Annotated in this window: 16 protein-coding genes, 2 other RNA genes and 1 pseudogene; 11 read left to right on the plus strand and 8 right to left on the minus strand. The window is 59.7% G+C overall.

Annotated elements, in window-relative coordinates; genetic code table 11:
• Window positions 1-10: 10 nt before the first annotated feature.
• The 7 genes from KRR23_RS26380 (at window position 11) to KRR23_RS26410 (ending at window position 7150) form a co-directional block, all read left to right on the plus strand.
• Window positions 11-544 (plus strand): FixH family protein, encoded by a 534-nt coding sequence (locus tag KRR23_RS26380; RefSeq protein ID WP_216744830.1) that lies wholly within the window; start codon window positions 11-13, stop codon window positions 542-544.
• Between the two features lie 153 nt (window positions 545-697).
• Window positions 698-3142 carry a heavy metal translocating P-type ATPase gene (locus tag KRR23_RS26385; protein WP_216744831.1) on the plus strand — a complete coding sequence of 815 codons (2445 nt, stop codon included), beginning with the start codon at window positions 698-700 and terminating at the stop codon, window positions 3140-3142.
• A gap of 22 nt (window positions 3143-3164) precedes the next feature.
• The gene (ccoS, locus tag KRR23_RS26390) at window positions 3165-3395 is read left to right on the plus strand and encodes a cbb3-type cytochrome oxidase assembly protein CcoS (protein WP_019689547.1); all 231 of its coding nucleotides are present in this window, start codon (window positions 3165-3167) and stop codon (window positions 3393-3395) included.
• Entirely contained in the window at window positions 3388-4071 is a 684-nt protein-coding gene (locus KRR23_RS26395; RefSeq protein WP_103315349.1) for a sulfite exporter TauE/SafE family protein, read from the plus strand. The genes ccoS and KRR23_RS26395 overlap by 8 nt, the downstream gene beginning before the upstream one ends.
• A gap of 255 nt (window positions 4072-4326) precedes the next feature.
• The gene (gene hemN / locus KRR23_RS26400; protein ID WP_216744832.1) at window positions 4327-5709 is read left to right on the plus strand and encodes an oxygen-independent coproporphyrinogen III oxidase; all 1383 of its coding nucleotides are present in this window, start codon (window positions 4327-4329) and stop codon (window positions 5707-5709) included.
• A gap of 79 nt (window positions 5710-5788) precedes the next feature.
• A complete protein-coding gene (gene fnr, locus KRR23_RS26405; RefSeq protein ID WP_216744833.1) occupies window positions 5789-6523 on the plus strand; it encodes a fumarate/nitrate reduction transcriptional regulator Fnr in 735 nt (244 codons plus the stop codon).
• 78 nt (window positions 6524-6601) lie between these two features.
• Window positions 6602-7150 (plus strand): adenine phosphoribosyltransferase, encoded by a 549-nt coding sequence (locus KRR23_RS26410; RefSeq protein ID WP_123584613.1) that lies wholly within the window; start codon window positions 6602-6604, stop codon window positions 7148-7150.
• A gap of 66 nt (window positions 7151-7216) precedes the next feature.
• Here KRR23_RS26410 and KRR23_RS26415 read toward each other — a convergent pair whose 3' ends face one another.
• The 4 genes from KRR23_RS26415 to dnaX all read right to left on the minus strand — a co-directional run bounded on the left by KRR23_RS26415 (window position 7217) and on the right by dnaX (window position 11964).
• Complete coding sequence (locus KRR23_RS26415; RefSeq protein ID WP_216744834.1) at window positions 7217-8365, minus strand: acyl-CoA dehydrogenase family protein; 1149 nt, start codon at window positions 8363-8365, stop codon at window positions 7217-7219.
• Between the two features lie 205 nt (window positions 8366-8570).
• Window positions 8571-9173, minus strand: coding sequence for a recombination mediator RecR (recR, locus tag KRR23_RS26420; protein ID WP_054593221.1), 603 nt, complete (start codon window positions 9171-9173; stop codon window positions 8571-8573).
• Between the two features lie 279 nt (window positions 9174-9452).
• Window positions 9453-9791, minus strand: a complete 339-nt coding sequence (locus tag KRR23_RS26425; RefSeq protein ID WP_008028561.1) for a YbaB/EbfC family nucleoid-associated protein — start codon at window positions 9789-9791, stop codon at window positions 9453-9455.
• Window positions 9792-9858: 67 nt separating this feature from the next.
• Window positions 9859-11964 carry a DNA polymerase III subunit gamma/tau gene (dnaX, locus tag KRR23_RS26430; RefSeq protein WP_216744835.1) on the minus strand — a complete coding sequence of 702 codons (2106 nt, stop codon included), beginning with the start codon at window positions 11962-11964 and terminating at the stop codon, window positions 9859-9861.
• Window positions 11965-12110: 146 nt separating this feature from the next.
• Here dnaX and KRR23_RS26435 point away from each other — a divergent pair, with 146 nt between their 5' ends.
• Window positions 12111-12869 carry an ABC transporter substrate-binding protein gene (locus tag KRR23_RS26435; RefSeq protein ID WP_216744836.1) on the plus strand — a complete coding sequence of 253 codons (759 nt, stop codon included), beginning with the start codon at window positions 12111-12113 and terminating at the stop codon, window positions 12867-12869.
• 3 nt (window positions 12870-12872) lie between these two features.
• On the opposite strand, the gene KRR23_RS26440 is transcribed toward KRR23_RS26435, so the two are convergent.
• The gene (locus tag KRR23_RS26440) at window positions 12873-14573 is read right to left on the minus strand and encodes a bifunctional diguanylate cyclase/phosphodiesterase (RefSeq protein ID WP_216744837.1); all 1701 of its coding nucleotides are present in this window, start codon (window positions 14571-14573) and stop codon (window positions 12873-12875) included.
• Window positions 14574-15063: 490 nt separating this feature from the next.
• Here KRR23_RS26440 and KRR23_RS26445 point away from each other — a divergent pair, with 490 nt between their 5' ends.
• Entirely contained in the window at window positions 15064-15378 is a 315-nt protein-coding gene (locus tag KRR23_RS26445; protein WP_054593225.1) for a helix-turn-helix domain-containing protein, read from the plus strand.
• A 136-nt stretch (window positions 15379-15514) separates the two neighbouring features.
• Window positions 15515-15883 (plus strand): VOC family protein, encoded by a 369-nt coding sequence (locus tag KRR23_RS26450; RefSeq protein ID WP_216744838.1) that lies wholly within the window; start codon window positions 15515-15517, stop codon window positions 15881-15883.
• A 119-nt stretch (window positions 15884-16002) separates the two neighbouring features.
• On the opposite strand, the gene ffs (KRR23_RS26455) is transcribed toward KRR23_RS26450, so the two are convergent.
• Window positions 16003-16099: signal recognition particle sRNA small type (gene ffs / locus KRR23_RS26455), an RNA gene on the minus strand.
• A gap of 475 nt (window positions 16100-16574) precedes the next feature.
• Between ffs (KRR23_RS26455) and KRR23_RS26460 the strand changes: the two genes are divergently transcribed.
• Window positions 16575-17420, plus strand: a complete 846-nt coding sequence (locus KRR23_RS26460) for a hypothetical protein (protein ID WP_216744839.1) — start codon at window positions 16575-16577, stop codon at window positions 17418-17420.
• A gap of 112 nt (window positions 17421-17532) precedes the next feature.
• Here the strand turns inward: KRR23_RS26460 and ffs (KRR23_RS26465) are convergent.
• An RNA gene (ffs, locus tag KRR23_RS26465) (signal recognition particle sRNA small type) lies at window positions 17533-17627 on the minus strand.
• Between the two features lie 35 nt (window positions 17628-17662).
• Window positions 17663-17824: pseudogene (locus tag KRR23_RS26470) on the minus strand (putative zinc-binding metallopeptidase); the annotation flags it as partial.
• Window positions 17825-17896 lie beyond the last annotated feature (72 nt).

The following is a 17896-nucleotide window of genomic DNA, read 5'->3' on the forward strand; positions in this document are numbered from 1 at the left end:
AGAAGTCATCATGCCCGCAGCAACTGCCACCAGCCCTTGGTACAAGCACCTCTGGCCATGGATCATCATCGCAATTCTGACCTGTTCGGTGACCCTGACCTTGTCCATGGTGACCATTGCTGTCAAAAACCCGGACAACCTGGTCAACGACAATTACTACGAGGCGGGCAAAGGCATCAACCGTTCGCTGGACCGCGAGTTGCTGGCCCAGACCCTGCTGTTGCGCGCCAACGTGCATCTGGATGAGGTGACCGGTGAAGTCGACGTGCGCCTGACCGGCAACAGCACGCCAGCGACCCTCGAACTGAACCTGATCTCGCCGACCCAGCCGGATAAAGATCGCAAGATCACCCTGACCCGCAGCGCGGCCGAACCGGGTCGTTATATCGGCCAGTTGACCGACAAGATCGAAGGCCGGCGCTTCGTCGAGCTGCTGGGCAGCCAGGACGATCACGTGTGGCGCCTGTTCGAAGAAGAGCAGATCGGCCACGACAAGCATTTGCTGCTCGGTGACGAACCGCTGCAAGGCGCGGAAGACAAGTAGTAACAAGCTCAATCACTGATCGTACCCACGCTCTGCGTGGGCACGCAGCCAGGGACGCTCCGCGTCCCAGCCGAAGCGGACGCGGAGCGTCCGGGGAGGCATTCCCACGCGGAGCGTGGGAACGATCATCGGATAACGCCCTGTGAAAACCCCATGACCACCCCCTGCTACCACTGCGCCCTGCCCGTTCCCTCCGGCAGCCGGTTTACCGCCGTCATCCTCGGCGAAACCCGCGAGCTCTGCTGTCCGGGTTGCCAGGCCGTGGCCGAGGCGATTGTCGCGGGTGGGCTGGAGCACTATTACAGCCATCGCAGCGAGGCTTCGGCCAACCCTGAAGCCTTGCCGGTGCAACTGGTGGACGAACTGGCGCTGTATGACCGCGCCGACGTGCAACAACCGTTCGTTCGCCACGAAGGCGAACTCGCTGAAACCACCTTGCTGATGGAAGGCATCAGTTGCGCGGCCTGCGGCTGGCTGATCGAGAAACACCTGCGCAGCCTGCCGGCCGTGGCCGAGGCGCGCCTGAACCTGTCCAACCATCGCTTGCACGTGCGCTGGGCCGACAGCCAGTTACCGTTGAGCCAGCTGCTCAGCGAGCTGCGCCACATCGGTTATGCCGCCCACCCCTACCAGGCCGACCAAGCCTGCGAACAACTGGCCAGCGAAAACCGCCTGGCCCTGCGTCAACTGGGGGTTGCCGGCTTGCTGTGGTTCCAGGCGATGATGGCAACCATGGCCACCTGGCCGGAATTCAATATCGACCTCAGCCCCGAGCTGCACACCATCCTGCGCTGGGTCGCACTGTTCCTGACGACCCCAATTGTGTTCTACAGCTGCGCGCCGTTTTTCAAAGGTGCAATGCGCGACCTGCGCACCCGCCACCTGACCATGGATGTTTCCGTTTCGCTGGCCATCGGCGGCGCCTACCTCGCCGGGATATGGACCTCGATCACCGGAGTCGGCGAACTGTATTTCGACGCGGTCGGGATGTTTGCGCTGTTTCTGTTGGCGGGCCGCTATCTGGAGCGCCGCGCCCGTGAACGCACCGCCGCCGCCACCGCGCAATTGGTGAACCTGCTGCCCGCATCGTGCCTGCGCCTGAGTGCGGACGGCCAGAGCGAGCGCATCCTGCTCAGCGAGTTGCGTCTCGGTGACCAGGTTTTGGTGCACCCCGGCGCCATCCTCCCGGCCGACGGCAAAATCCTCGATGGCCAGTCGAGCATCGATGAGTCGCTGCTGACCGGCGAGTACCTGCCGCAACCCCGGACGCTCGGCGATGCGGTGACGGCCGGCACCCTGAATGTCGAGGGCGCCCTGACCGTCGAAGTGCTCGCGCTGGGCCAGGACACTCGCCTCTCGGCCATCGTCCGCCTGCTCGATCGAGCCCAGACCGAGAAGCCGCGACTGGCAGAAATTGCCGACCGCGCTGCGCAGTGGTTCTTGCTGTTGTCGCTGATTGCCGCTGCTGCCATCGGTTTGCTCTGGTGGGAGCTGGATGCATCCCGTGCCTTCTGGATCGTGCTGGCGATGCTGGTCGCGACCTGCCCCTGCGCCCTGTCACTGGCCACGCCGACCGCGCTCACCGCCGCCACCGGCACCTTGCACAAACTCGGCCTGCTGCTGACCCGCGGCCACGTGCTGGAAGGTCTGAATCAAATCGACACGGTGATTTTCGACAAGACCGGTACGCTCACCGAAGGTCGCCTGGCCTTGCGTTCGATTCGAGCACTGGGCGCACTCGACAGCGATCAGTGCCTGGGCCTCGCCGCCGCTCTGGAAAACCGTTCTGAACACCCGATTGCCCGCGCCTTTGGCCGAGCGCCGCTGGCCGCTGAAGAAGTCCTCAGCACTCCAGGACTGGGCCTTGAGGGCCGGGTTGGCGAACAGCGCCTGCGCATCGGTCAACCGGCATTTGTCTGCGAACTCAGCGGCTGCGCTGTGCCGACAATCCCGGATGAAGCCGGCCAATGGCTGTTGCTTGGCGACAGCCATGGCGCGCTGGCCTGGTTCGTGCTCGACGACCGCCTGCGCAACGACGCACCGGCGCTGCTCGCGGCGTGTAAGGCTCGCGGTTGGCGCACGCTGCTGCTATCCGGTGACAGCTCGCCGATGGTTGCCAGTGTCGCCGCCGAATTGGGTATCGACGAGTTCCGGGGCGGCTTGCGTCCGGATGACAAGCTGCAGGTGCTCAAGCAGTTGCACCAGCAAGGCCGCAAGGTGTTGATGCTCGGCGACGGGGTCAACGACGTGCCGGTGCTGGCCGCCGCCGACATCAGCGTGGCCATGGGCTCGGCCACCGATCTGGCGAAAACCAGCGCCGATGCGGTACTCCTGTCCAATCGTCTCGACGCCTTGGTGCAAGCCTTCAGCCTGGCCCGGCGTACACGTCGGGTAATCATCGAGAACCTGCTGTGGGCCGGGCTGTACAATGGCTTCATGTTGCCGTTCGCCGCCCTCGGCTGGATCACTCCGGTATGGGCCGCGGTCGGCATGTCGATCAGTTCGCTGACCGTGGTGCTCAATGCACTTCGCCTGACTCGCATGCCGAGCCAGCCAAGCGCCAGTGCCACGCCAGTCACCCGCCCGCTACCGGTTTGATCCGGTCAGGCATGGAGTCCAGATGCCAGCTCTTTATGTGATGATCCCGGCAGCGCTGCTGATCGTCGCCATCGCCATTTACATTTTCTTCTGGGCGGTCGACAGCGGTCAGTATGACGACCTCGACGGCCCGGCCCACAGCATCCTGTTCGACGACCAGGACCCGAGCCATCAGGCGGCAGTCGACGAAGCCAGCGGTCACGCACCGACCGATCCGGCCAAGCCGAGCGACAAGGCCCCGCCTCATGCTTGAGTTGGCGCCACTACTGGTTTCTGCGGTGATCCTTGGCCTGCTCGGCGGCGGGCATTGTCTGGGCATGTGTGGCGGGTTGATGGGCGCGTTGACCCTGGCGATTCCCAAGGAACAGCGCAGCCGGCGCTTTCGCCTGTTGCTGGCGTACAACCTCGGGCGGATTCTCAGTTACGCCACTGCCGGCCTGCTGATCGGCCTGGCGGGATGGGCGGTGGCCAACAGCCCGGCGGCGATGTTCATGCGCATCCTCGCCGGCTTGCTGCTGATCGCCATGGGCCTGTACCTGGCCGGCTGGTGGAGCGGCCTGACCCGCATCGAAAGCCTGGGACGTGGCCTGTGGCGCTACATACAACCAGTTGCCAACCGTTTGTTGCCGGTGTCGAGCCTGCCGCGCGCGTTGCTGCTCGGCGCACTCTGGGGCTGGCTGCCGTGCGGTTTGGTCTACAGCACGCTGTTGTGGTCTGCCAGCCAGGGCAATGCCATCGACAGCGCATTGTTGATGCTCGCGTTTGGCCTTGGCACCTGGCCGGTTTTGTTGGCCACTGGCCTTGCGGCCGAACGGGTCACGGCGTTACTGCGCAAACGCAGCGTGCGCATGACCGGCGGTTTGCTGGTGATCCTGTTTGGCATCTGGACCCTGCCGGGACCGCATCAGCATTGGTTGATGGGACACTAAAACTGTGGCGAGGGGGCTTGCCCCCGCTGGGCTGCGAAGCGGCCCAAAAATCTGCAACCGTATTCCGTCTGAGACACCCCGCCTACGACCTTACGACTGCTGCGCAGCCGAACGGGGCGGTGCGGCGTTCCGACAAGCCCCCTCGCCACAAAAAGCGATCGCAGCTTCCAACCACCGTTGATGCAAATCAAGATGCCCCAACGTCGCCCCCCCTAGACTCGCCAACACTGCCAGCCTATCCGGGGGAATGCCCGCATGCTCGACGCCATTCGTTGGGACACAGATCTGATCCGCCGTTACGACCTGGCGGGACCACGCTACACCTCGTATCCAACCGCGGTGCAATTCAACAGCCAGGTCGGTACTTTCGATCTGTTCCATGCCCTGCGTGAAAGCCGCAAGGCCCTGCGCCCACTGTCGCTATATGTGCACGTGCCGTTCTGCGCAAACATCTGCTACTACTGCGCCTGCAACAAAGTCATCACCAAGGACCGTGGCCGCGCCCTGCCCTACCTGCAGCGCCTCGAACAGGAAATCCAGCTGATCGCCTGTCACCTGGACCCGAACCAGAAAGTCGAGCAACTGCATTTCGGCGGTGGCACTCCAACCTTTCTCAGCCACGACGAACTGCGCCAGTTGATGGCGCAACTGCGCAAGCATTTCAACCTGCTTGACGATGACTCCGGCGATTACGGCATCGAAATCGACCCACGCGAAGCCGACTGGTCAACCATGGGCCTGCTGCGCGAACTGGGTTTCAACCGGGTCAGCATCGGCCTGCAAGACCTTGACCCGGCCGTACAGCGCGCGGTCAACCGCCTGCAAAGCCTGGAGGAAACCCGGGCGGTGGTCGAGGCGGCGCGCACCTTGCAGTTCCGCTCGATCAATATCGACCTGATCTACGGCCTGCCCAAGCAAACCGCCGAGAGCTTCGCCCGCACCGTGGACGAAGTCATCAACCTGCAACCGGATCGGCTCTCGGTGTTCAACTACGCTCACCTGCCCGAGCGCTTTATGCCGCAGCGGCGAATCAACAGCAGCGACCTGCCGGCCCCCGCCGAAAAGCTGAACATGCTTCAGCGCACCATTGAGCAACTGACCGCCGCCGGTTATCGCTACATCGGCATGGACCATTTCGCCCTGCCGGATGATGAGCTGGCCATCGCCCAGGAAGAGTCGACGCTACAACGCAACTTCCAGGGTTACACCACCCACGGTCATTGCGACCTGATCGGTCTTGGCGTGTCGGCCATCAGCCAGATCGGCGATTTGTACTGCCAGAACAGCAGCGATTTGAATCAGTACCAAAACGCTCTGGCGAGCGCGCAACCGGGCACCAGCCGTGGTTTGCTGTGCAACCAGGACGACCGTCTGCGGCGGGCGGTGATTCAGCAGTTGATCTGCACGTTCAGCCTGGCATTTTCCCAGATAGAACAGGCCTTCAACATCGATTTTCGCGGCTACTTCAGCGAGCTCTGGCCGCAGTTGCACGCCATGGCCGAGGATGGCCTGATTGAACTCGACAGCGAAAAAATCGTCGTCTTGCCAGCCGGACGGCTACTGGTCCGCTCGGTGTGCATGGTCTTCGATGCCTACCTGGAACAACAGAATCGCCAGCGTTTCTCTCGGGTGATTTAAGACACCACAAGCTGGCCTCAAGGTCATTGCGTGGGTTACCCTTACATCTTATGTGTGTTTTCCCACAAGGATCTAAGAAATGTCCGAGCCAGTTAAACTGCGCGCTCATAGCCAGGCACATTGCAAGGATTGCAGCCTGGCCCCTCTCTGCCTGCCACTTTCTCTGAATCTGGAAGACATGGATGCGCTGGACGAGATCGTCAAACGTGGTCGCCCGCTGAAAAAAGGCGAGTTCCTGTTCCGCCAGAGCGACCAGTTCGATTCCGTTTATGCAGTACGCTCCGGCGCGTTGAAAACCTTCAGCCTGAGCGATGGAGGCGAAGAACAGATCACCGGCTTCCACCTGCCGAGTGAACTGGTCGGCTTGTCGGGCATGGACACCGAGAGCCACCCGGTTTCGGCCCAGGCACTGGAAACCACCTCGGTGTGCGAAATTCCTTTCGAGCGTCTCGATGAACTGGCCCTGCAACTGCCACAGTTGCGCCGCCAATTGATGCGCGTGATGAGCCGAGAAATTCGTGACGATCAGCAGATGATGCTGCTGCTCTCGAAGAAAACCGCTGACGAGCGCATTGCCACGTTCCTGGTCAACCTGTCGGCGCGTTTCCGCGCACGTGGATTCTCTGCCAACCAGTTCCGCCTGAGCATGTCGCGCAACGAAATCGGTAACTATCTAGGCCTCGCCGTGGAAACAGTGTCCCGGGTGTTCACGCGCTTCCAGCAGAACGAGCTGATTGCCGCCGAAGGCAAGGAAGTGCACATCCTCGACCCGATCCAGCTGTGTGCACTGGCCGGTGGCTCGGTCGAAGGCTGACGTTGCGATTGCGGCTGAGCGAACCCGCCCGGCCGCAGTTATACTTCGCCGTTTGTAGCCTGCCAGGACACCTCGACGATGGTCATCGACTCCTTCGACATCAAATCCCTGATCCGCCCCGTGATCGATTTTCCAAAGCCGGGCGTGATCTTTCGCGACATCACCCCGCTGTTCCAGTCCCCGAAGGCCCTGCGCTTGGTGATGGACAGCTTTGCGCACCGCTATGTCGAGGCTGACTTCACGCACATCGGCGCTATGGATGCGCGCGGCTTCCTGATCGGCTCGATCCTCGCCTATCAGTTGAACAAGCCACTGGTGCTGTTTCGCAAGCAAGGCAAGCTACCGGCTGACGTACTGTCCGAGGGGTATCAGACCGAGTACGGCGAAGCTTTTCTTGAAGTTCATGCCGACAGCCTCTGCGAAGGCGACTCGGTGCTGATCTTCGATGACCTGATCGCCACTGGCGGTACGCTGATCGCTGCGGCCAACCTGATTCGGCGCATGGGCGCGCGGGTTTTCGAAGCCGCGGCAATTATCGACCTGCCGGAACTGGGCGGCTCCCAGCGCCTGGAAGACATGGGCATCCCGACGTTCTGCCTGACACAGTTTTCCCTTAGCGAAAGATAAGCCTTTCACGATCGTTCCCATGCTCTGCGTGGGAACGATCAGCCAAGATCAGCCAAGATCAGCCAACTAGAGCCCCATCTGCTTGCTGATGATCTCGTTCATCACTTCCCGCGTACCGCCGCCAATGGACAGGATCCGGCTGTCGCGGTACAGCCGCTCCACCAGGCTTTCACGCATGTAACCCAACCCACCGAGAATCTGCACCGCGTCGCTGGTGATGCGATCGGCAGTGTCGGCGGCAACATTCTTGGCCATGGATATTTCCTTGATCACGCTCTGCCCCGCCGCCATTTTTGCGGCCTGGCGATAGGTGAACTCCCGGGAGGCTTCCAGCACCGTGGCCATCTCCGCCAAGCGATGCTTGAGCACCTGAAACTTGCCAATCGGCTTGCCGAACGCTTCGCGCTGCCGGGCCCATTTCAGGCTTTCTTCCAGCGCCAGTTGCGCAGTCATGTTGGCCATCAATGCCAGCGCCAGGCGCTCGTTTTGAAAGTTGCCCATGATGCAGGCAAAGCCCATGTTCTCGACGCCGATCAGGTTGCCCACCGGCACACGGCAATCATCGAAAAACAGCTCGGCGGTATCCGACGCCCACCAGCCCATTTTTTTCAGCTGACGACCGACAGTGAATCCTGGCGTGCCCTTCTCGATCAGCAGCAGGCTGATGCCGCCAAATCCCGGCTCACCGGTGCGCACCGCGACGGTATGGAAATCCGCGCGAACACCGCTGGTGATAAAGGTTTTGCTGCCACTGACCCGGTAGTAATCCCCGTCACGCACGGCGCGGGTTTGCAGGTTGGCCACATCGGAGCCGCCGCTGGGCTCGGTAACCGCCAGCGCGCTGATTTTTTTGCCGCAAAGGACTTGCGGCACCACTCGCTCGCGCACCTCGGGCCTGGCCCATTTGAGGATGGGTGGCAGGCCGATGTCCAGCGAGCCCAGCCCCGCCACCAGCCCGCCAGAACCACAGCGCATCAGTTCTTCAGTGGCGGCGATCTTGGCGAACAGATCACCTTCGTGGCTGCCACCCAGCGCTTCGGGATAGCCAATCCCGAGAATGCCCGCTGCACCGGCCTTGAGGTAAAGCTCACGAGGAAAGCCCTCGGCCTCCTCCCACTGATCGATGTCCGGAAGAATCTCGCGTTCAACGAAACGTCGTACGCTGTCGCGGACCAACTGATGGCCAGGGTCGAAGTATTCCTGAATGGCAGGCATCGGCGAGCTCCACTGAAGGTTCAGCGAACTTACCGAGCGCTTGCTTGGTTTTCAAGATGTCCGAAACTTTGCTGTGGCGAGGGAGCTTGCTCCCGCTGGGTTGCGAAGCGACCCTAAAATCAGCCACCGCAAGTATTCGGATGTAACGCGATTGCCGGATTACGACCGCTTCGCGGCCGAACGGGAGCAAGCTCCCTCGCCACAGTTACAACACGATCGGCTTACGCCCGGCAAACGAATGGGCCAATGTCCCGCCATCCACCAGTTCAAGCTCGCCACCCAACGGCACACCATGGGCGATACGCGAAGCAATCAGGCCTTTATTGCTGAGCAACTGGGCGATGTAGTGCGCTGTCGCTTCACCTTCAACCGTCGGGTTGGTGGCCAGGATGACTTCAGTGAACGTACCCGCCTCTTCGATCCGCGCCAGCAATTGCGGAATGCCGATGGCTTCCGGCCCCAGCCCGTCAAGTGGCGACAAATGCCCCTTGAGCACGAAGTAGCGACCGCGAAACCCGGTCTGCTCCACGGCGTAGACATCCATCGGCCCTTCGACCACGCACAGTAAGGTGTCGTCGCGGCGAGGGTCCGCGCATTGCGGGCACAGATCGTCTTCGGTCAGTGTGCGGCACAGTCGGCAATGGCCGACCCCTTCCATGGCCTGGCTCAGGGCCAGCGCCAGCCGCGAGCCCCCGCTGCGATCACGCTCGAGCAGTTGCAACGCCATGCGCTGGGCGGTTTTCTGACCGACACCGGGCAAGGTGCGCAAGGCGTCGATCAGTTGGCGAATCAAAGGGCTGAAGCTCATGGGGGAAACGTCCGACATATCAACAAGACGCGGTTTATACCCGCGCCTCTGACCAGCGTCAAATACTCATCTGCGGCGAGGGGTTTGCCCCCATGATCGTTCCCATGCTCTGCGTGGGAATGCATCTTGTGACGCTCTGCGTCACCTGCCACGACTGGACGCGGAGCGTCCGGGGGCAGCGTTACCACGCAGAGCGTGGGAACGATCAGTGTGTCACAGAAACAAAAATGCCAGGCTGAGTGCCTGGCATTTTTGTAGACCATCCGACGCGTCAGCGAATCAGAATGGCAGTTTCATGCCCGGCGGCAGTTGCATGCCGGCGGTCATGCCGGACATTTTGTCCTGGCTGTTGGCTTCGATCTTGCGGACGGCGTCGTTGACGGCGGCAGCGAACACGGCCTCCAGCATCTCCTTGTCGTCTTCGCTCAGGCCTTCGACCAGGCTTGGATCGATGGTCACGCGCTTGACGTCGTGACGACCGGTCATCACCACGGTGACCATATCGCCACCGGCTTTACCGGTGACTTCAGCGTTGGCCAGCTCTTCCTGCATCTTGGCCATTTTTTCCTGCATCTGCTGCGCCTGCTTCATCAGGCCGGCCATGCCACCTTTCATCATGGGAATCACCTCAAAAGTACTTGGATCAAAACAGCGTCCGGCCCGCTGGGCCGAGCACCTTCAGTTATTAGCCCTGGCTGACCAGAGCCTCGACAGGTTCAATAGTATCGTTACGGATCACCGCGCCGAACTGTTGCATCATTTGCTGGATGAACGGATCACCGTGGATCGAGTCCTCAGCCTCGCGCTGGCGGTCGGCACGTCGACGCGAAGCCGCCTGGGCCGGGGTTTCCTGCTCAGGCTTGATCAGCTCGATGCTCACCGTCAGGGTGCGCTGGTGATACTGGTTCAGCGCATCGTTCAGCCGGCGTTGTTGAGTTGCGTTGAACAGCGCGCTGTGGGCTGGGTCCAGGTGCAGCAACCAGTGGTCGCCATCGACAGCGATCAGCGTGCAGTTGGCGGCGATGCTGCCGGTCATGCCGGAAATCGGCAATTTCGGGAACAGCTCCAGCCATTGCAATGCCAACCCTGTGGCCGGCATCGCAGCCGGTTCAGGTTCGGGGGCCGGCGCAGGTTCTGCGGCGTGCTCACTGGCCAGCTCATCGAGGTAACTATAGGCCGAATCCATGTCCGGCTCGATGTAGTCCTCGTCCAACGGCGGCTCGTCATCCAGGTCCATTCCCGGCGTGGCGGCGTCGATGTCAGCCACCGACGGCTCGGGAACCGGCGCTGCCGCCCACTCAGGCGCATCGGGTACAACGCTGTCCGGAGTCGGCGTCGGCATTGGCGTCAGGTCAGGCTGCTCGGCAGTCGTATCCAGCACCGGTTCGACGGCCGGTTGCTGGATCTCAGGCTCTACCGGATCGTTCCAGGGCAAATCGACGACTTCTTCGACGATGGCCACAGGCTCGGCCAGCACCTCGACCACTGGCGCAGGCACGACCACCGGAGCAGCAGACTCAGGTGCAGGCGCTGGTGCAACCACCTCGGCAACCGGTTGAACCGGCGCCGCGGCAGGCGCTACGGCAACGGGTGCGGGCGCGATTACCGGCGCAACACGCGGTGCGCCAGCCACTGAGTTTGCGGAATCAACTGTGGCCTGGCTGATCCCCACTGGCTTTAGCGGCTGCCTCGGCGCGTCTGCAGTGTCTGCCGGGCGGAACGCGAGCATTCGCAGCAAGACCATTTCGAATCCGCCGCGCGGGTCCGGCGCCAGCGGCAAATCGCGGCGACCAATCAAGCCCATCTGGTAATAGAACTGCACGTCTTCGGCCGGCAAGGCCTGAGCCAGCGCCAACACCCGGTCGCGGTCGCCATGACCGTTATCGACGCCTTCAGGCAAGGCCTGGGCAATCGCGACGCGGTGCAGCACGTTAAGAATTTCCGACAGCACGCCATTCCAGTCCGGGCCCTGCTCGGCCAGATGCCGCACCGCTTCGAGCAATGCCTTGGCGTCACCATCGAGCAGCGCGTGCAGGACATCGTAGACCTGACCGTGATCGAGCGTGCCGAGCATCGCCCGCACGTCAGCCGCCATGACCTTGCCTTCACCGAAGGCAATGGCCTGGTCGGTGAGGCTCATGGCATCGCGCATCGAACCGTCGGCAGCACGGCCCAACAACCACAGCGCATCGTCTTCGAACGGCACATTCTCGACGCTCAGCACATGGGTCAAATGCTCGACCACACGCTCCGGCGTCATGTTTTTCAGCGAGAACTGCAGGCACCGCGACAGAATCGTTGCAGGAAGTTTCTGCGGATCGGTGGTCGCCAGGATGAACTTGACGTAGGGCGGCGGCTCTTCGAGGGTTTTCAACAGCGCATTGAAGGAATGGCTGGAGAGCATGTGCACTTCGTCGATCAGGTAGACCTTGAAGCGCCCACGGCTCGGCGCGTACTGCACGTTATCGAGCAGCTCACGGGTGTCCTCGACCTTGGTCCGGCTCGCGGCGTCGATCTCGATCAGGTCGACAAAGCGCCCTTCATCGATTTCGCGGCACACCGAGCACTCGCCACATGGCGTCGACGTGATACCTGTCTCACAGTTCAGACACTTGGCAATGATCCGCGCGATGGTGGTCTTGCCCACACCCCGGGTACCGGTAAAAAGATAGGCGTGGTGCAGCCGCTGGCTGTCCAAGGCATTGATCAGAGCCTTGAGCACATGGGTCTGGCCGACCATTTCGCGGAACGAGCGCGGACGCCATTTACGTGCAAGAACCTGATAACTCATCGAAAACCGTCGCAACTGGGAAGCGGAAGCGGGTAATGCTAGCGGAGCAAGGCCAAAATTGCATCCGGTGTGCTCGGCTAATCTGGCTAAGCTGGTATTTGGATCCGTTTTAATCGGCTCCTGCCGGTCTTTTTGCTGGAGAGTTTATGCGTTCAGCCTTGGGGGCTTTGCTGTTGATCAGCGTCAGCGCTACTGGTGCGCCTGCCCCCTTGCGCTTTGCGATCACCGACAGCTGGGCGATGCCCATGGTGCAAATCGATCATGGCCGACCGACCCAGGGCATTCTGTACGACGTGATGCTCAGCCTGGCCACACAACTGGGACTGCCGGCCGAGTTTCACGTGCTGGCCCGCGCACGCGTGCAGAGCGCCATGGAGCACGGGGAAATCGACATCCGCTGCTACGCGGCGCAGTCCTGGCTACCAAATCAGTCCGCAGACTATCTCTGGAGCGTTCCGTTGTGGTTTCAACGCGACGTGCTGGTCAGCACGCAAGGCTCTCCTGCCTCGGTCATCCCTGCCAGCCTTCCTGTGCAGGCGATCGGCACCGTACTCGGCTACAGCTACCCAACCCTGCAACCACTCTTCGACAACGGCCAACTCAAACGCGACGATGCGCGCAATCAGGAACAGGTGCTACGAAAGCTGGCGGCCGGCCGAAATCACTACGCTGTCAGCAATCAATGGGCCCTGGACTGGGTCAACCTGCAACTGTTGCCCGACCGGCCATTGCGGGCAGTCGCGGTGTTGCAGGAGCAAAACGTCGGCTGCTACGTGCGTAACGACCCAAGACTGCCGGTCCAGTTGATTCTGCAGACGCTGCTCAAGATGAAAATGTCCGGGGAAGTCGACGACATCATCAGGCTCTACACCGGAACCAACGAACCGACCCTGGCCGATCAGTAAGCCTCAGACTGCCTGATCCAGTGCCTGCCATCGGGTCGGAGCGACGAAGGCCTCGACCCAGCCCGGCACCTCGCTGGCCGGCATCGGCCGCGCAATGAAATAGCCCTGCGCCACCTCGCAGCCCAGGCGCAACAGCAACTCGCCATGCTCGATGCTTTCCAGGCCCTCGGCGATCACCTCTCGCCCAAACGCCCGGGCAAGACCAATTACTGCGGTGGTCAACGCCAGATCATCGCGATCATGCAGTATGTCGCGCACAAATGACTTATCGATCTTGATGGTTTGCGTGTGCAGGCGCTTGAGGTAACTCAGCGACGAATAACCCGTGCCAAAATCCCCCAGAGAAAACCTCACGCCCAGCGCCTGACAGGCCTGCAGGCAGGTGCTGACGTGCTGAATATTCTCGATCGCCACCGACTCGACAATCTCCAGGTCAAGCAACTGGGGCGCGACCCAGGCGTGCCGTGCAAGCACGGTCTTGAGCCGATCAAAAAAGTCCGCCCGCTGAAAATGCCGGGCAGCGATATTGACGCTGACCGGCCAGCGTTGACCGTTCTTTTGCCATCGCGACAACTGCGCCAGAACCTGCTCCATCACCCACTCGCCAATATCGACGATCAGGTCCGTCTCCTCGACAAACGGCAGAAACTCCCTGGGCGGCACCAGGCCATCCTGCGGGTGCTCCCAGCGCAGCAGCGCCTCGAAACCAACCACCGCACCGCAGCGCATATTGACCTTGGGCTGAAAATGCAGGCGCAGCTCATCGTTGAGCAAGGCCTGACGCACCCGCGCAACCGTCTGGTGAGTGGCCTTGACCTCTTGGTCGCGCACCACATCAAACAGGTGGAAACGGTTACGCCCGCTCTGCTTGGCCACGTACATTGCCTGATCGGCATGGCGCAGCAGGGTTTCCGCATCTTCGCTATCGACCGGAAACAACGTGACACCGATGCTGGCAAACACATTGATGTCCTTGCCCAGAATCGAGTACGGCGCAGAGATCGCCTCAAGCACGCGATGCAGCGCCGCGCGCAATTCCGGCATATCGCGCACAAACCGCAAGATCAGCACGAACTCGTCCCCGGCCAGCCGCGCCACCACATCCTCGCCGCGAACGATGGTGCGCAGACGCTTGGCCACCTCGACCAGCAACAAGTCGCCACTGGCGTGACCATAGCCGTCATTGACCGCCTTGAAGCCGTCGAGGTCGAGCATGCACACCGCCAACGGCACCTTCTCGATGCGGGAATAATCCAGGGCCTGCTCGAGCAAATCGGAGAGATACGCCCGGTTGGGCAGCCCGGTCAGGACATCATGGCCGACCCGCCATTGCAGTGAGTGCAGCAACTGCCGCTTTTCACTGATATCGAAGCAAATCGCCAGATACCGATGGACCCGTCCGGTCGACTCATCCAGCATCGGTACCATGGTGCTGTCGACCCAGTACAGGCTACCGTCCTTGGCACGGTTGCAGATTTCGCCTTTCCAGACTTTGCCCAAGGCAACGGTGCGCCACATCATGGTGAAGAAATCGTCTGGATGCAGACCCGAGTTGAGGATGCGGTGGTTAGCCCCCAGCAACTCCTCGCGACTGTGGCCAGACACTGCGCAAAACAAATCGTTGACGTAAGTAATGCGCCCCGCCAGGTCTGTCTCGGAAAAAATGGCGGCTGCATCTACGGCCCTGCGGTACTTCTCATCCATGAGTCCGGCTCACTGTGGCTAGCGGTTGTACCGCTCGACCAGCGCACAACGCCCGGAAGAGATGTTTTGAAAGATGCGGCACTGCGCAGAGGATCGCAGCGCGTGATGCTGCCTGGGCAACATCCTTGCAATAGAGCGGGCCGGCAAATTCAGATGCACGTTAAAACTCCATGAACAGCATTTGATGGCCCCGGAACAGACGACTATCAACTAGGCTCAGAGGCCTTGTACAAACACGTCAGAAACGCTGACTCTGGTAATATTGAAACGGCATTTCGCGTCGTCGGCGGCGTCTCTGCACACCCTGCGAGGTAACGCAATGCTGGCCGTCTCACATTGCCTGGACTTATGAAGCCAGGTCACCAAATGCCTGTACGAAACGGGGATTCTACGAAATACATCACATTTTGCAAAGCAAGGTGATGGATCATGCAGTTGTCTAATGCAAAAATCTATCGTTAAGTTCTTGATTCTAAATGGGAATTGAGCGATGCAAATTTCAAGTTTGGGTCCAGCCATAAGGCGCTATCGCAAGGTGGCGGGGCTTACTCAGGCTGAACTCGGTGAAAAAACCGGTTTTGACCCCAAAACCATCAGCCGCTTCGAAACCGGCACCTATACCCCCAGCGTGGAAGCCCTGTTCATGCTTGCCGATGTGCTGGGAGTGAAGCTCAAAGCGTTTTTTGCCGATCTTGGCGACGAAGACGAACAGCGAGCGTATTTGTTCGGTGTCATACACAAAGCCACCCCGAAGGATCTGGGAAAGCTGATCGCGGCGGTAGACCAGGCCTTGTCCAAGCCTTAGAGCCAGAAACAAAAAAGAGCAGGCAGGTGTATTGGATTAATACACCTGCCTGCTCTTTTGCTATCGACTACTGACAGAAACTGACAGCCCGACCGTCTAGGCTTGAGCCATCAACGCCAACGACATCGGAGTCGCCATGAACGCCCAACACTACCTGCTGCTATACGTCGACAGCCCCGCCACCAGCGCCAACTTCTATAGCCGCCTGCTCGACAAACCACCGGTTGAACTGCAACCGACCTTCGCGCTGTTCATTCTTGATTCGGGGCTAAAGCTTGGGCTGTGGTCCAGGCACACCGTGGAACCTGCTGCCGAAGCGGCGGGCGGTGGCGGCGAGCTGGGATTCTCGGTGGCCGACGAACAGGCGGTCGACACACTGTACGCCGCATGGACCGCACAAGGGCTGCGCATCGCCCAAGAGCCGATTGAACTGGATTTCGGCTACACCTTTGTGGCGCTCGATCCGGATGGGCATCGGCTGCGGGTGTTTGCGCTTTCGGAATGACGGCGAGGTTGTTTCAGACAAAACGAGGCATCGATCAGGAAAGATCAATGAGATAAAAATTCTGGATTTTTTTGAGGATCACAAGCCTTGCGAATGAAGGCCTGGCGTTAAGGTGGCGACCCCACCAGCCACACCCCGGCACACAATGTTCCCGCTGTGGCTGCTTCCTTCCGGATCTGACCAGGTTCACGGGTAATCGTTGCGGGGGGACCGATGGGGCCACCATAACGACGCTCACCTGATGGCGAGCCGCGCCATTGTACCTATCTGAGACGAAGTTACAACCGCTGGTTGCAGATTAAAAATATGAGCTGCTTCAAGGACATGCAAAATCTTCGTCACAGACGAAGCTTCTGCAAGGTCGCAAGGCTTACTCAAGCTGAACCGGGTGAAAAGCCGGCCTTGCCCCCCAGGCCGTCTGCCGCTTCAAAACCAGCATCTATATCTCAGCGTGGAAGCACTGTTTTGGCTTGCCAACGGCTGAGCGTGAAGCTGAACGCCCTTTTTTCGCAGATCTGGGCGACGACGATGAACAGCGAGTATCTGTTCAGTATCAGCTCCCACCTCTTTACCGCTGATCGGGACTGTCAGAAATGACAGTAGACATGAGATCTAGCCATAACCACTCTAGTACCACAGATAGCCACTAGCTTCTGTAAAAAACTAATTATAGTTTACGCAGGATACCAAAATGAAAAACGAACCAATCGTCGCTTCAAACAAAACCCCATTCTCAGTATTGACTTGGGAGAGGCTTTCGCTATCGCAAGACCTATACACGCGGACCAGCATTACAAATCCAGACTGGATACTTATCGACACATGGCCAGGTGGCATAAGCACCACTACAACGACTGAACTACGCTCCAATCTGTACGATTTAAAAGTCCCGTACATCTCAGGCTCGACTAAATTAGAGATGACCAATCCAGAAACAAATGGTGTATTTAATCTAAAAAAAGATGGCGACAAGGTTACTTACACCGCAACGAGTTCGCAGGCATCGATTGAAGCAAGATGGGGCTGGGGCATCATGACAAGTGTTGCGCTTATAGTCGACAACCTGGCACACCGTCCCGACGAAAATCCAACAAAATTCCATGAAGAACATAGCATCCAATACCTGACGGCAGGGGGAGAGGTAAATAACACTCACTCTAGCCAGGGAGAAATGTCCGTCGTAGTTCCAGATAGCACCTATTTTTCGTTCACAACCAATACCAGCATGTACTTTTCAATATTAGACAACCCAGCAGCGACTATTCATCAGATGATCTCTGAGAAACTTGTAAAGGTAGAAAACCGCATCCTGCAGGGCTTCGCATCTTCTGGTGGACGTTACGCTCTCACCGACAATAAAAACTCTCTCTATCCTGACGGCATATCAACGCTGCTTATAAATGACGGATTTTCGGAAAGCATGGCAAAAATCGTGTTTGATCATAACACCGCCAACAGAACCGTTAAGATATCGGTTAAATCACACACGGCTGAAGTCTGTGAACTCAGAGACTCAGAGATTGTATTTGCGCTATAACCTTTCTGGTGGGATATCTAATCCAAACAGATGGCGCTAAATCAAACAACAAGGAGAGATAGTTTAAATTTGGCATACCTTACGAACGAAAGTAGGGCCATTAGGAAGACAGGCCCAGCAGCCACACCCGGCATACAATGTTCCCGTGGTGGCTGCTCCCTTCCGGCCTGACTAGGTTCACAAATAATCGTTACCAGGGGACCGACGTGGTCACCATAACGCCAAAGGCTGCGATTTTGATTTTATTGCGCCTGAAGCACCTCGTCCGCCCGGCCGCCCTCCTGCTGGATCACCAGATGAATGAAGTGCAGCTTGGCGATGACTGCAGGCGGCAGGACGAAGGGGTAGAAGTCCGGTTGGCCCATGCTGCGTGACAGCTCGTTGAGCATGCCGGCCAGTTCGATCGTAAGCGCTCCATGAACCCCACATTTTTAAAGGTGGGGATCTATGGCTATCTTGGAATTTGCGGCGTGCAG

The sequence above is a fragment of the Pseudomonas sp. CVAP#3 genome (assembly GCF_018986375.1).
Classification (GTDB): domain Bacteria; phylum Pseudomonadota; class Gammaproteobacteria; order Pseudomonadales; family Pseudomonadaceae; genus Aquipseudomonas; species Aquipseudomonas helvetica.